Source organism: Burkholderia vietnamiensis LMG 10929 (genome assembly GCF_000959445.1).
GTDB lineage: Bacteria > Pseudomonadota > Gammaproteobacteria > Burkholderiales > Burkholderiaceae > Burkholderia > Burkholderia vietnamiensis.
Genome location: NZ_CP009631.1, coordinates 1,245,843 through 1,258,904, shown reverse-complemented (window position 1 = coordinate 1,258,904; position 13,062 = coordinate 1,245,843). Strand labels below are relative to the sequence as shown.

General features: G+C 68.3%; 10 protein-coding genes. 4 read left to right on the top strand and 6 right to left on the bottom strand.

The window, feature by feature from the left end; genetic code table 11:
• Positions 1-13: 13 nt before the first annotated feature.
• From AK36_RS15730 to AK36_RS15720, 3 genes are all read right to left on the bottom strand, one after another.
• Complete coding sequence (locus AK36_RS15730) at positions 14-427, bottom strand: gamma-butyrobetaine hydroxylase family protein (protein WP_011886002.1); 414 nt, start codon at positions 425-427, stop codon at positions 14-16.
• Complete coding sequence (locus AK36_RS15725) at positions 424-867, bottom strand: HIT family protein (RefSeq protein WP_011886003.1); 444 nt, start codon at positions 865-867, stop codon at positions 424-426. Before AK36_RS15725 ends, AK36_RS15730 begins: the two co-directional genes overlap by 4 nt.
• 65 nt (positions 868-932) lie before the next feature.
• Entirely contained in the window at positions 933-4,952 is a 4,020-nt protein-coding gene (locus tag AK36_RS15720; RefSeq protein ID WP_011886004.1) for a DUF3683 domain-containing protein, read from the bottom strand.
• A 599-nt stretch (positions 4,953-5,551) separates the two neighbouring features.
• Here AK36_RS15720 and ilvA point away from each other — a divergent pair.
• Both ilvA and queF read left to right on the top strand, forming a co-directional pair.
• Positions 5,552-7,075 (top strand): threonine ammonia-lyase, biosynthetic, encoded by a 1,524-nt coding sequence (gene ilvA, locus AK36_RS15715; protein ID WP_045578785.1) that lies wholly within the window; start codon positions 5,552-5,554, stop codon positions 7,073-7,075.
• A 12-nt stretch (positions 7,076-7,087) separates the two neighbouring features.
• Entirely contained in the window at positions 7,088-7,912 is an 825-nt protein-coding gene (gene queF, locus AK36_RS15710; protein WP_011886006.1) for an NADPH-dependent 7-cyano-7-deazaguanine reductase QueF, read from the top strand.
• Positions 7,913-8,006: 94 nt separating this feature from the next.
• On the opposite strand, the gene AK36_RS15705 is transcribed toward queF, so the two are convergent.
• The 3 genes from AK36_RS15705 to AK36_RS15695 all read right to left on the bottom strand — a co-directional run bounded on the left by AK36_RS15705 (position 8,007) and on the right by AK36_RS15695 (position 10,911).
• A complete protein-coding gene (locus AK36_RS15705) occupies positions 8,007-8,393 on the bottom strand; it encodes a RidA family protein (RefSeq protein WP_045578784.1) in 387 nt (128 codons plus the stop codon).
• Positions 8,394-8,488: 95 nt separating this feature from the next.
• Positions 8,489-9,970, bottom strand: a complete 1,482-nt coding sequence (locus AK36_RS15700; RefSeq protein ID WP_014723630.1) for an N-acyl-D-amino-acid deacylase family protein — start codon at positions 9,968-9,970, stop codon at positions 8,489-8,491.
• A 2-nt stretch (positions 9,971-9,972) separates the two neighbouring features.
• A complete protein-coding gene (locus AK36_RS15695; RefSeq protein WP_014723631.1) occupies positions 9,973-10,911 on the bottom strand; it encodes a MurR/RpiR family transcriptional regulator in 939 nt (312 codons plus the stop codon).
• 119 nt (positions 10,912-11,030) lie between these two features.
• Here AK36_RS15695 and AK36_RS15690 point away from each other — a divergent pair, with 119 nt between their 5' ends.
• Together AK36_RS15690 and AK36_RS15685 are read left to right on the top strand one after the other, a co-directional pair.
• Complete coding sequence (locus AK36_RS15690; RefSeq protein ID WP_045579428.1) at positions 11,031-12,311, top strand: amino acid deaminase; 1,281 nt, start codon at positions 11,031-11,033, stop codon at positions 12,309-12,311.
• A 165-nt stretch (positions 12,312-12,476) separates the two neighbouring features.
• A complete protein-coding gene (locus tag AK36_RS15685; RefSeq protein WP_045578783.1) occupies positions 12,477-13,058 on the top strand; it encodes a DJ-1/PfpI family protein in 582 nt (193 codons plus the stop codon).
• Positions 13,059-13,062 lie beyond the last annotated feature (4 nt).

Below are 13,062 nucleotides of genomic sequence, written 5' to 3'. Positions count from 1 at the left end.
GGCGCCGTCGATTTCAGTGGCAGTGGCCGTGCGGCGCGGGGGCCGCCTGCATCGGCGCATCGCGCTCGACGCCCGCCGCCTTCAGTTTGTCGAAATAGTCGCGCCACAGCGCATCCTGCTGCGTCGCCAGTTCATACAGCAGATCCCACGAATAGATGCCGGTCGAATGGCCGTCGGAGAAGGTCGGCTGCAGCGCGTAGTTGCCCACGCCCTCGAGCGCGGTGATGGTCACCTCGCGCTTGCCGGTCTGCAGCGTCTCCTGGCCGGGCCCGTGGCCGCGCACCTCGGCCGACGGCGAATAGACGCGCATCAGCTCGAACGGAATCCGGTAGCTCTCGCCGTTCGGGTACTGCAATTCGAGCACGCGCGACACCGCGTGCACGACGACGCCGGACGGAATCGGCGTCGTGGAAGTCAAACCGCTCATGCCTGCCTCGAATCGGGGGTTCGTTGAATTTCTTCGCGCACCGCATTGTGCAGCAGCGACGCCTGGGCCGCGCGCGCGCGCAGCAACGCCTCGGACACGCTGCGCTGGCGCGGCGCCCACACCGGCTGCGGAAAGTGCGCGTCGTTCGAGAAGCGCGGAATCACGTGCCAGTGCACGTGCGGCACCATGTTGCCGAGGCTCGCGAGGTTCACCTTGTTCGGCTGCATCACGCGGCGCACCGCGCGCTCCACTGCGTACACGATGCGCATCAGATGTGCCCGCTCGGGCTCGCCGAGATCGGAGAACTCGGCCACGTGCGCGCGCCAGATCACGCGGCAGAAGCCCGGGTAGTCGTGCTCGGCCGTCGCGAGGACGACCCGCAGCACGTCGTCCTGCCAGAGCACCTCGCCGCCGTCTTCACGGCAAAACACGCATTCCATCGTCGCTCCCTGTGCACGGGCGCCGGCTCGTCAACGCCGGCGCCCGCTCTCGTTGCATGCCCGCATTAGACCAGTACGCGCTCGATCCCGCCATTGTTCGCACGTGCGACATAATCGGCCATCCAGTTCTCGCCGAGCACCTGGCGCGCGATTTCGACGACGATGTAGTCGGCCTCGAGGTTCGCGTCCTCGTTGTAGCGCGACAGGCCCTGCAGGCACGACGGGCAGCTCGTCAGGATCTTCACGTCCGGGCCGCTCGCGGCCGCCGGCGCCGGCGCGCCGTCGGCCATGACGGGAATGCCGCGCAGCTTCGCCGCGCCCTTGCGGATCTCCTCTTCCTTGCGGAAGCGCACCTGCGTCGACACGTCCGGACGCGTGACGGCCAGCGTGCCCGACTCGCCGCAGCAGCGGTCGTTCTTCTCGATCCGGTAGCCGTCCTTCTCCGCGCCCATCAGCTCGTTGACGAGCTTGACCGGGTCCATCGTCTTGATCGGCGTGTGGCACGGGTCGTGATACATGTAGCGCGTGCCCGTCACGCCGTCGAGCTTCATCCCCTTCTCGAGCAGGAACTCGTGGATGTCGATGATCCGGCAGCCGGGGAAGATCTTGTCGAATTCATAGCCGGCGAGCTGGTCGTAGCAGGTGCCGCACGACACGACCACCGTCTTGATGTCGAGGTAGTTCAGCGTGTTCGCGACGCGGTGGAACAGCACGCGGTTGTCGGTGACGATCTTCTCGGCCTTGTCGTACTGGCCCGAGCCGCGCTGCGGATAGCCGCAGCACAGGTAGCCCGGCGGCAGGACCGTCTGCACGCCCGCTTCCCACAGCATCGCCTGCGTCGCGAGGCCGACCTGCGAGAACAGGCGCTCGGAGCCGCAGCCGGGGAAGTAGAACACCGCTTCCGAATCGACGGTCGTCGACTTCGGGTTGCGGATGATCGGCACGATCTTGTTGTCCTCGATGTCGAGCAGCGCACGCGCCGTCTTCTTCGGCAGGTTGCCCGGCATCTTCTTGTTGACGAAGTGGATCACCTGCTCGACCACCGGCGGCCGGCCGGTCGTCGCCGGCGGATGCTGCGTCTGCTTCGTGACGACCTTCTTCAGCATGTCGTTGGCGAAGCGCTGCACCTTGTAGCCGACGCCCATCATCACGGTGCGCGCCGCGTTGATCGTCTGCGGATTGGTGGCGTTCAGGAAGAACATCCCCGCCGCATTGCCGGCGTTGAACTTCTTCTTGCCCATCTTGCGCAACAGGTTGCGCATGTTCATCGTGACGTCGCCGAAGTCGATCTTCACTGGGCACGGCGTCGCGCACTTGTGGCACACCGTGCAGTGGTCGGCCACGTCGTTGAACTCGTCCCAGTGCTTGATCGATACGCCGCGGCGCGTCTGCTCCTCGTACAGGAACGCCTCGACCAGCAGCGACGTCGCGAGGATCTTGTTGCGCGGGCTGTACAGAAGATTGGCGCGCGGCACGTGGGTCGCGCACACCGGCTTGCACTTGCCGCAGCGCAGGCAGTCCTTCACCGAATCGGCGATCGCGCCGATGTCGGACTGCTGCATGATCAGCGACTCGTAACCCATCAGCCCGAAGCTCGGCGTATAAGCGTTGCGCAGATCCGCGCCGTCGAGCAGCTTGCCCTTGTTGAAGCGGCCGTTCGGGTCGACGCGCTGCTTGTACGCGCGGAATTCGGCGATCTCGTCGTCGGTCAGGAACTCGAGCTTCGTGATGCCGATCCCGTGTTCGCCGGAGATCACGCCGTCGAGCGAGCGCGCGAGCGTCATGATGCGCGCGACGGCCGCATGCGCGTCCTGCAGCATCTCGTAGTTGTCGGAGTTGACCGGGATGTTGGTGTGGACGTTGCCGTCGCCCGCGTGCATGTGCAGCGCGACGAACACGCGGCCGCGCAGCACGCGCTTGTGGATCGCCTGCGCTTCGTCGAGGATCGGCTTGAACGCGCCGCCGTTGAAGATCGCGCGCAGCTCCGCGCGGATCTCCTGCTTCCACGAGATGCGGATCGTGCGGTCCTGCGTGACGTGGAACACGCTCGCGCCCGGCTGCTCGTCGGCGCGATCGGCGAACTTCTCGGCGAGCGCCTCGTAGCCGAGCTGCACCAGGTAGTGCTGCGCCTCGCGCAGCGGCTGGTCGAGCCGGTCGCGCACGAACTCCCAGCGCGCACGCACGCGCTTGAGCAGCTCCAGCGCCTGCTGCACGCGGTCTTCCAGCAGTTCGGCGCTGGGGATCTCGTTCGCGTCGTCGGTCTTGCCGAGCGGCAGGTTGCCGCCGCGGAAGAACGCCTCGAGCGCGTCGACCAGCTGCAGCTTGTTCTTCAGCGACAGCTCGATGTTGATCCGCTCGATGCCGTCGGTGTATTCGCCCATCCGGTTCAGCGGAATGACGACGTCCTCGTTGATCTTGAACGCGTTGGTGTGCTTCGCGATCGCGGCCGTGCGGCTGCGGTCGAGCCAGAAGCGCTTGCGCGCCTCGGCGCTGACCGCGACGAAGCCTTCGCCGCTCTTGCCGTTGGCCATCCGGATCACTTCGGAGGTCGCCTGCGCGACCGCATCGGCGTCGTCGCCGACGATGTCGCCGATCAGCACCATCTTCGGGAACGCGTTGCGCTTGCTCTTGGTCGCGTAGCCGACCGCGCGCAGATAGCGCTCGTCGAGGTGCTCGAGGCCCGCGAGGATCGCGCCGCCCTGCTTCGACGTCTCGAACAGGTAGTCCTTGATCTCGACGATGCTCGGGATCGCCTCGCGCGCCTGGCCGAAGAATTCGAGGCAGACGGTGCGCGTGTGCGCGGGCATCTTGTGCAGCACCCAGCGCGCGGACGTGATCAGCCCGTCGCAGCCTTCCTTCTGCACGCCCGGCAGGCCGGCGAGGAACTTGTCGGTCACGTCCTTGCCGAGCCCTTCCTTGCGGAAGCGGCGGCCTTCGATCTCGAGCATTTCGGTGCGCAGCAGCTTCTCGCCCGGCGCGTACGCGCCGTCGAACCACTTCAGCTCGAAGCGCGCGACCGCGATGTCGTGGATCTTGCCCTGGTTGTGCTCGTGGCGCGTGACTTCGAGCCAGTTGCCGTCCGGGTCGACCATCCGCCACCAGGCGAGGTTGTCGAGCGCGGTGCCCCACAGCACCGCCTTCTTGCCGCCCGCGTTCATCGCGACGTTGCCGCCGATGCACGATGCGTCGAGCGACGTGGGGTCGACCGCGAACACGTAGCCGGCCGCTTCGGCCGCTTCCGTCACGCGGCGCGTGACGACGCCCGCGCCGGAGAAGATCGTCGGCACCTTGTGCGCGACGCCCGGCAGCTCGGTCAGCTCGACCGCGCCGAGCTGCTCGAGCTTCTCGGTGTTGATCACCGCGGAGAACGGCGTGAGCGGCACCGCGCCGCCCGTGTAGCCGGTGCCGCCGCCGCGCGGGATCACGGTCAGGCCGAGCTCGAAGCAGGCCTTGATGAGCGCCGCGATCTCGGCTTCGGTGTCGGGCGTCAGCACGACGAATGGGTACTCGACGCGCCAGTCGGTCGCATCGGTCACGTGCGACACGCGCGACAGCCCGTCGAAGCGGATGTTGTCCTTCTGTGTGCAGCGGCCGAGCGCCTTGGTCGCGCGGCGGCGCAGGTCGGCCATCTTGTCGAATTCGTCGGCAAACTCGTCGACCGCGCGCTGCGCGGCGGCCTCGAGCATCTCGACGCGGCCGGCGCGCTCGCGGCCGGCGTCGTCACGATGCTCGGTGAGGTCGGCCCGGCGGCGCTTGCCGATCTCGGTCAGCCGGTGGTTCAGCGCCTCGATCAGCAAGGCGCGGCGCTTCGGGTTGTCGAGCAGGTCGTCCTGCAGGTACGGGTTGCGGCGCACGACCCAGATGTCGCCGAGCACTTCGTACAGCATCCGTGCCGAGCGGCCCGTGCGGCGTTCGGCGCGCAGCTCGTCGAGCACCGACCACGCGTCCTCGCCGAGCAGGCGGATCACGATCTCGCGGTCGGAGAACGACGTGTAGTTGTAGGGAATCTCGCGCAGACGGGGCGCGGGGTCGGCGGCGACGGCGGCGGCCGCGCCATGCGGATCGAAAACTTGTGGTGCGTTCATGTTCGGACGACTCGGAGGGCCGATACACCGTGCACGGGCGTCGGCAAGCGCGTGGGCGCAATCTTGGGGAAATCTGTTCTGGTGCCAGGCGCGCGACTATCTCGCAGGGGGCCGGAACGGGTGGAGACTCACCGATCCGGGCCGGCAGGGCCTGGCGGCACTCGGCGCCATCAGCACGATCGCGCGCGGCGCGCATGCCGCTGCGCCGCGGGGCTGGCAGCGCGCGGCGTCGGCTTCAACGGGGCGATCCGAGGGTGCCTCTGCATCTTCCGATCCTTGATTCAAAACGGAATTCTAACCCATGATCGGGCCGTCCGTGGCACGCCGGACAGGTCGTGGGGCTTTCGCCGCAAGCCGCGCCAGGCCTGGCTCGACGCCGCTTCGCGCCGGCATTCGCCGGCCGGCCGGTCGGTAACCGCGCGGTTAAACCGCGGTTTAGCCGCGCAGTTGACCCGGCAAGCACGGCATGGCTGGCCACAAACGGCGTCGTGCGCGCCGCGCGGCGAAGCTGCCGCCGGCACGTCGCTTGCGTGCAGGCGGACCCTTGGCGCTATCATTGATCCTTTACCCTCTGCTTTTCGCACTGCCCGCGAGCGCCCATGGCATCCCACGACTACCTGAAGAAAATCCTCACCGCGCGCGTCTACGACGTCGCACGCGAGACGGAACTCGAACCGGCCCGCAACCTGTCGACACGGCTGCGCAACCCCATTTACCTGAAGCGCGAGGACAACCAGCCGGTGTTCTCGTTCAAGCTGCGCGGCGCGTACAACAAGATGGCGCACATTCCGGCCGACGCGCTCACGCGCGGCGTGATCACCGCGTCCGCCGGCAACCATGCGCAGGGCGTCGCGTTCTCGGCGGCGCGCATGGGCGTGAAGGCGGTGATCGTCGTGCCGGTCACGACGCCGCAGGTGAAGGTCGACGCGGTGCGCGCGCACGGCGGCCCGAGCGTCGAGGTGATCCAGGCAGGCGAGTCGTACAGCGATGCGTACGCGCATGCGCTCAAGGTGCAGCAGGAGCGCGGCCTCACGTTCGTGCACCCGTTCGACGATCCGTACGTGATCGCCGGCCAGGGCACGATCGCGATGGAAGTCCTGCGGCAGCATCAGGGGCCGATCCACGCGATCTTCGTGCCGATCGGCGGCGGTGGGCTCGCGTCGGGCGTCGCCGCGTACGTGAAGGCCGTGCGGCCCGAGATCAAGGTGATCGGCGTGCAGGCGGAGGATTCGTGCGCGATGGCGCAGTCGCTGCAGAAGGGCGAACGCGTCGAGCTCAGCGAAGTCGGGCTGTTCGCCGACGGCACCGCGGTGAAGCTGGTCGGCGAGGAGACCTTCCGGCTGTGCAGCGAATTCCTCGACGGCGTCGTCACCGTCGACACCGACGCGCTGTGCGCGGCGATCAAGGACGTGTTCCAGGACACGCGCAGCGTGCTCGAGCCGTCCGGCGCGCTGGCGGTCGCCGGCGCCAAGCGTTACGTGGAACGCGAAGGGATCGAGAATCAGACGCTCGTCGCGGTCACCTCCGGCGCGAACATGAACTTCGACCGGATGCGCTTCGTGGCCGAACGCGCGGAAGTGGGCGAGGCGCGCGAAGCCGTGTTCGCGGTCACGATCCCCGAGGAGCGCGGCAGCTTCAAGCGGTTCTGCTCGCTGGTGGGCGACCGCAGCGTGACCGAGTTCAACTACCGGATCGCCGATGAAAAATCGGCGCACATCTTCGTCGGCGTGCAGATCCGCCGGCGCGGCGAGTCGGCCGAGATCGCCGCGAACTTCGACGCGCACGGCTTCAAGACGGTCGACCTGACGCACGACGAGCTGTCGAAGGAGCATATCCGCTACATGGTCGGCGGCCGCTCGCCGCTGGCGCTCGACGAGCGTCTGTTCCGCTTCGAGTTTCCGGAACGGCCGGGCGCGCTGATGAAGTTCCTGTCGTCGATGGCGCCGGACTGGAACATCAGCCTGTTCCACTACCGCAACCAGGGCGCCGACTACAGCTCGATCCTGGTCGGGCTGCAGGTGCCGCAGGCCGATCGCGCCGAGTTCGAACGCTTCCTGGCCGCGCTCGGCTATCCGTATGTCGAAGAGAGCGCCAATCCGGCCTACCGCCTGTTCCTGTCGTAAAGGTTGCGTGCCATGAACCCCGAACATTCCCCGCTCGGCAAGGCCACCGTCTACGCGGCGCAGTACGACGCGTCGCTGCTGTTTCCGATCCCGCGCGCGGGCGCGCGCGAGCAGCTCGGCATCGCCGCCGCGCTGCCGTTCTTCGGCACCGACATCTGGAATGCGTACGAGCTGTCGTGGCTGAACGCGCGCGGCAAGCCCCAGCTCGCGGTCGCGACCTTCTACGTGCCGGCAGAATCGCCGAACATCGTCGAATCGAAGTCGTTCAAGCTGTATCTCGGCTCGTTCGCGCAATCGAAGTTCGATTCCGTCGATGCCGTGCGCGACGTGCTCAAGCGCGACGTGTCGGCCGCGTGCGGCGCGAGCGTGTCGGTGCAGCTGGTGTCGCCGCACGACTTCGGCAAGCTGCAGATGGAGGAGCTCGACGGGCTGTCGCTCGACCGCCTCGACCTCGACACCGACGTGTACGAGCCCGATCCGTCGCTGCTGTCGGCCGCCGCCGACGAAGCGCCGGTCGAGGAGACGCTGGTGTCCGACCTGCTGCGCTCGAACTGCCCGGTCACCGGCCAGCCCGACTGGGGCAGCGTGCAGATCCACTACGTCGGCCCGCAGATCGATCACGCGGGGCTGTTGCGCTACATCATCTCGTTTCGCAACCACACGGGCTTTCACGAGCAGTGCGTCGAGCGCATCTTCCTCGACATCCTGCAGGCGTGCAAACCGCTGAAGCTCGCGGTGTATGCGCGCTATACGCGCCGCGGCGGGCTCGACATCAACCCGTTCCGCACCAACTACAACCAGTCGATGCCGGACAACGCGCGCACAGCGCGGCAGTGACGCGCACCGGCCGCTGCGCGCGGCCCTGAACGCAACAGCCCCGCCGGTTTGCACCGGCGGGGCTGTTTGACTTGCGACCAGCAGCGCGGCCGCGTTACTTCGCCGGCGCCTTGTACGCGATGCAGTCCACTTCGACCTTGCAGTCGATCACCATGCTCGACTGCACGCACGCGCGGGCCGGCGGGTTGGCGCCGAAGTACGACACGAACACCTTGTTGAACGACGCGAAATCGCGCGCGTCGTCGAGCCACACGCCGCAGCGCACGACGTCCTCGAGGCCGTAGCCGGCTTCCTTCAGGATCGCGATCAGGTTCTCGATCGCCTGCTTCGACTGCGTGACGATCCCGCCTTCGACGACCTCGCCGTTCACCATCGGCGTCTGCCCCGACACGTACAGCCAGCCGTCGGCCTCGACCGCCCGCGCGAACGGCATCACCTGGCCGCCCGTCCCCTTCGCTTCGCCCACGCCATATCGCTTCATCGTTTCACTCCGTTTCAGTTCCGGTTCAGTTCCATTTCATTGCGAAGGCGCGCGCCGCTCGCGGCACACGCCGAATCTCGACCTGCCTGCCGCGCTCAGAAGGCCGCATCGGCGGCGGCCGCAGAACGCTCGCCACGCGCCACGAAGCCGCCCGCGCGCGCGCCGGTCGGCTGCCCGTTCTCGTAGGTCAGCACGCCGTTCACCCACACCGCGTCGATGCCGTGCGCCGGCTGCTGCGGCTGCTCGAAGGTCGCCGCATCGATCACGCGGGCCGGATCGAACAGCACCAGATCCGCGTGGTAGCCGACGTGCACCTCGCCGCGACGCGCGAGCCCGAAGCGCCGCGCGGACAGCGACGTCATCTTGCGGATCGCCTCCTCCAGCGGCAGCAGGTTCGTGTCGCGCACATAGTGGCCGAGCACGCGCGGGAACGCACCCCACAGGCGCGGATGCGGCAGCGGATCGTTCGGCAGCCCGTCGGAGCCGACCATCGTCGCCGGGTGCGACAGGATGCGCCGCACGTCGTCCTCGGACATGTTGTGGTATACGGCGCCGGCCGGACGGATACGCTGCGCGGCTTCCTGCTCGGTCACGCCCCAGTCGGCCGCGATCGCCTTCAGCAATTTGCCGGCGACTTCCGGATGCGGCGCCGACCACGTGATCGTGATGTCGATGTCGCCGCTCACCTGCTTCAGGTCGAGCGTCGACGAGCTGCGGCTGTACGGATAGCAGTCGCAGCCGACCGGCTGAAGGCGGCGCACGCCGTCGAGCGACGCGAGCACCTCGGTGCTGCGCCCCCAGTTCGACGGCCCCGCGCACTTCAGATGCGAGATCACGACCGGCACCTGCGCGTGCCGCCCGACCCGGTACGCCTCGTCCATCGCATCGAGGATCGCGTCGAACTCGGTGCGCATGTGCGTCGTATACAGCGCGCGCGCCTTCGCGAGCGGCTCGGCGAGCGCCATCACTTCCTCGGTCGGCGCCGCGAACGCGGAGCCGTAGGCGAGGCCCGACGACAAACCGAGCGCGCCGTTCTGGAGCGCCTCGTCGAGCTGCGCGCGCATCGCGGCGATTTCGCCGTCGGTCGCCGCGCGGTCGAGCCGGTCCATCTGGTTGTTGCGCAGCGCCGTGTGCCCGACGAGCGCCGCGACGTTGACCGCCGGGCGCGCTTCGTTCACCGCCGCGACATAGGCGGCGAAGGTCGGGTAGCGGAACGCGTCGCGCTCGCCGAGCAGGTTCATCGGATCGGGCGGGTCGCCGGCGAGCGTGACCGGCGACGCGCTGATCCCGCAATTGCCGACGATCACGGTCGTCACGCCCTGCGAGATCTTCGGCAGCATCTGCGGCGCGCGGATCACGTGCGTGTCGTCATGCGTGTGCACGTCGACGAAACCGGGCGCGAGCGCGCGGCCGTTCGCATCGACGACGCTCTCGGCGAGCCAGTTCGACAGGTTGCCGATCGCCGCGATCGCGCCGTTGCGGATCGCGACGTCGCGCGTGACGGGCGGCGCGCCCGTGCCGTCGTACAGCTGCGCGCCGACGATCAGCGTATCGGCGGCTTCGGGATGCGAATGCATGGTCAGTCTCCTACCGGTTGACGATCTCCGCCGCCGCGATGCGCGTCGAGCGCATGCTTGATGCGGCGCAGCGATTCGCGGCCCGCATCGCCGAGCCGCAGCGCGACGCCGGTCACGAGCACGTCGATCGCCATCATCATCGCGTAGCGCGACGTCGACGGCTTGTAGATGAAATCGGTTTCGAACGCGACCACCGGGATCAGGTGATCGGCGAGCTTCGCGAGCGGCGAAGCCGGCGCGGTGATCGCGATCAGCGTCGCGCCGTAGCGCTTCGCGACGCGGCAGCTGTCGAGCAGCTCCGGCACGCGCCCGCTCACCGACAGCGCGACGACCACGGCGTCGCGCGACAGCGTCGCCGACACCATCCGCTGCAGCAGGCTGTCCTGGTAGCTCGCGACCGGCCGGCCGAAGCGCACGAGGCGAAAGCGCAGCTCGTCGGCGAGCGCGGTCGAGCCGCCGCCCTGCCCGTACACGTAGATCATCTGCGCGCCGGCGAGCAGATCGGCCGCCGCGTCGAACGACGTGTTGCGCAGCAGCTGGTGGTTGTGCGCGAGCGCGACGCAGATCTCGTCGTAGACCACCGATGCCGGGCTCGTATCGTCGGCGTGCGGCTGGTCGGACGGCGCCAGAAACCGCCGGCCCACCGCCGCCGCCTGCGCGACGAGCACCTTCAGCTCGCGCACGTCGCGGCAGCCGACGGCCTTCGCGAACCGCGTGACCGTCGCGACGCTCACCTGCGCGTCGCGCGCAAGCGCGCCGATGCTGGCATGCGCGGCGCGCGCCAGATCGGCGAGGATGAACGCAGCGACCTTGCGCTCGGCGTCGCGCAGTTCGGGCGCGCATTCGGTGATGCGTGCGACGATGTCGACGGCCGGCTGCGCAAGCTGCGCGGATGACTGGGCGGCCGCGCGTGACGCGGCCCGCGAGACGGGGGAATTCATCGGTGGAAAGCGCTGGCGCGCATCGTGTTACTAAATAACATCACCGCGCCGATGCTACTTTCGGTACCATCGGCATGTCAACTTTGATGCAATGCATAGTGATGATGGAGCGGGACGACATGAAAGTTACAAACTATCAGGAGCCGAAAATAGATCCGTTGGGCAAGGGCCTCGGCAACGTGCCGAGCGCGAGCGTGCCGCTCGACGAAGCGGGCCGCCTCGAGTGGAACCTGCTCGCGGAGGACGTCAGCCTGCCCGCGGCCGTGCTGTACGCCGACCGGATCGAACACAACCTGAACTGGATGCAGGCGTTCGTCCAGCAGTACGGCGCGCAGTTCGCGCCGCACGGCAAGACGACGATGGCGCCGCAGCTGTTCCGCCGCCAGCTCGCGGCCGGCGCGTGGGGCATCACGCTCGCGACCGCGCACCAGACGCAGGCCGCGTATCACGGCGGCGTGCGGCGCGTGCTGCTGGCGAACCAACTGGTCGGCCGCCAGAACATGACGATCATCGCGGGGCTGCTGTCCGATCCCGAATTCGAGTTCTTCTGCCTCGTCGATTCCGTCGATGGCGTCGAGCAGCTCGGCCGCTTTTTCGGCGCGGCGAACAAGACGCTGAACGTGCTGCTCGAGCTCGGCGTGCCGGGTGGCCGCGCCGGCGTGCGCGACGCTGCGCAGCGCCAGGCGGTGCTCGATGCGATCGCCCGCCATCCGGACACGCTGAAGCTGGCCGGCATCGAACTCTACGAAGGCGTGCTGAAGGAAGAAGGCGAGATCCGCACGTTCCTGCAACACGCGGTCGCACTCACGCGCGAACTGGCCGAAGCCGGCCGCTTCGCGCGCACGCCGGCGATCCTGTCGGGGGCCGGCTCCGCGTGGTACGACGTGGTCGCGGAGGAATTCGCGAAGGCGTCCGACGCCGGTTTCGCCGAGATCGTGCTGCGTCCGGGCTGCTATCTGACGCATGACGTCGGCATCTACAGGAAGGCGCAAGCGGACGTGTTCGCGCGCAATCCGATCGCACGCAGGATGGGCGAAGGGCTGCTGCCGGCGCTGCAGCTGTGGGCGTACGTGCAGTCGGTGCCGGAACCGGACCGCGCGATCGTCGCGCTCGGCAAGCGCGACGCGGCGTTCGACGCGGGCATGCCGGAGCCGGCGCGCCATTTCCGCCCCGGCCGCGACAGCGCGCCGCGCGAGCTGGCCGCCACCGAAGGCTGGGCCGTGACGGGGATGATGGACCAGCACGCGTATCTGCAGATCCCGCCGGGCGCGGATGTGAAGGTCGGCGACATGGTCGCGTTCGACATCTCGCACCCGTGCCTCACGTTCGACAAATGGCGGCAGTTGCTCGTCGTCGATCCGCAGTACCGCGTGACGGAAGTCGTCGAAACGTTCTTCTGACACGCCGCCCGCGCGTGGCACCGCCCCGCCGCGGGTGGCCGTCACGCACGCTTCGAGCGGGCGGAGTACACTGCGCATTCGTCCTCGGGGCCGCATCGCCGCCGCGGCGGCCGTGCGCCGCTCGCCGCGCGAACGGCCCTTCAACGCCGTTGAATGGAGAGTGCCATGGCCGCGAAGAAGATCCTGTTCCTGACCGGCGATTTCGCCGAAGACTACGAAACGATGGTGCCGTTCCAGGCACTGCAGGCCGTCGGCCATCGCGTCGACGCCGTGTGCCCCGGCAAGCACGCCGGCGACAAGATCAAGACCGCGATCCACGATTTCGAAGGCGACCAGACCTACACCGAAAAGCCCGGCCACTATTTCACGCTGAACGCGAGCTTCGACGACGTCGACGCGTCGAGCTACGACGCGCTCGCAATCGCCGGCGGCCGCGCGCCCGAATATCTGCGTCTCGATGCGAAGGTGATCGCGCTGGTGCGCGCGTTCGCGCAGGCCGGCAAGCCGATCGCCGCGATCTGCCATGCGGCGCAGCTGCTGGCGGCCGCCGACGTGATCCGCGGCAAGCGCATCTCGGCCTACCCGGCCTGCGCGCCCGAAGTGAAGCTCGCCGGCGGCGAATATGCGGACATTCCGGTCGATGCGGCCGTGACCGACGCGCCGTTCGTCACCGCGCCCGCGTGGCCCGCGCATCCGGCATGGCTCGCGCAGTTCCTCGCATTGCTCGGCACGCGCATCGAGCTGTGAGCGA

What these genes read in the sequence shown, in the direction of transcription:
- AK36_RS15705 (WP_045578784.1), bottom strand. Translation starts at nt 8,393, where the DNA reads ATGAAGCGATATGGCGTGGGCGAAGCGAAGGGGACGGGCGGCCAGGTG.
- AK36_RS15700 (WP_014723630.1), bottom strand. Translation starts at nt 9,970, where the DNA reads ATGCATTCGCATCCCGAAGCCGCCGATACGCTGATCGTCGGCGCGCAG.
- AK36_RS15725 (WP_011886003.1), bottom strand. Translation starts at nt 867, where the DNA reads ATGGAATGCGTGTTTTGCCGTGAAGACGGCGGCGAGGTGCTCTGGCAG.
- queF (WP_011886006.1), top strand. Translation starts at nt 7,088, where the DNA reads ATGAACCCCGAACATTCCCCGCTCGGCAAGGCCACCGTCTACGCGGCG.
- AK36_RS15720 (WP_011886004.1), bottom strand. Translation starts at nt 4,952, where the DNA reads ATGAACGCACCACAAGTTTTCGATCCGCATGGCGCGGCCGCCGCCGTC.
- AK36_RS15690 (WP_045579428.1), top strand. Translation starts at nt 11,031, where the DNA reads ATGAAAGTTACAAACTATCAGGAGCCGAAAATAGATCCGTTGGGCAAG.
- ilvA (WP_045578785.1), top strand. Translation starts at nt 5,552, where the DNA reads ATGGCATCCCACGACTACCTGAAGAAAATCCTCACCGCGCGCGTCTAC.
- AK36_RS15695 (WP_014723631.1), bottom strand. Translation starts at nt 10,911, where the DNA reads ATGAATTCCCCCGTCTCGCGGGCCGCGTCACGCGCGGCCGCCCAGTCA.
- AK36_RS15685 (WP_045578783.1), top strand. Translation starts at nt 12,477, where the DNA reads ATGGCCGCGAAGAAGATCCTGTTCCTGACCGGCGATTTCGCCGAAGAC.
- AK36_RS15730 (WP_011886002.1), bottom strand. Translation starts at nt 427, where the DNA reads ATGAGCGGTTTGACTTCCACGACGCCGATTCCGTCCGGCGTCGTCGTG.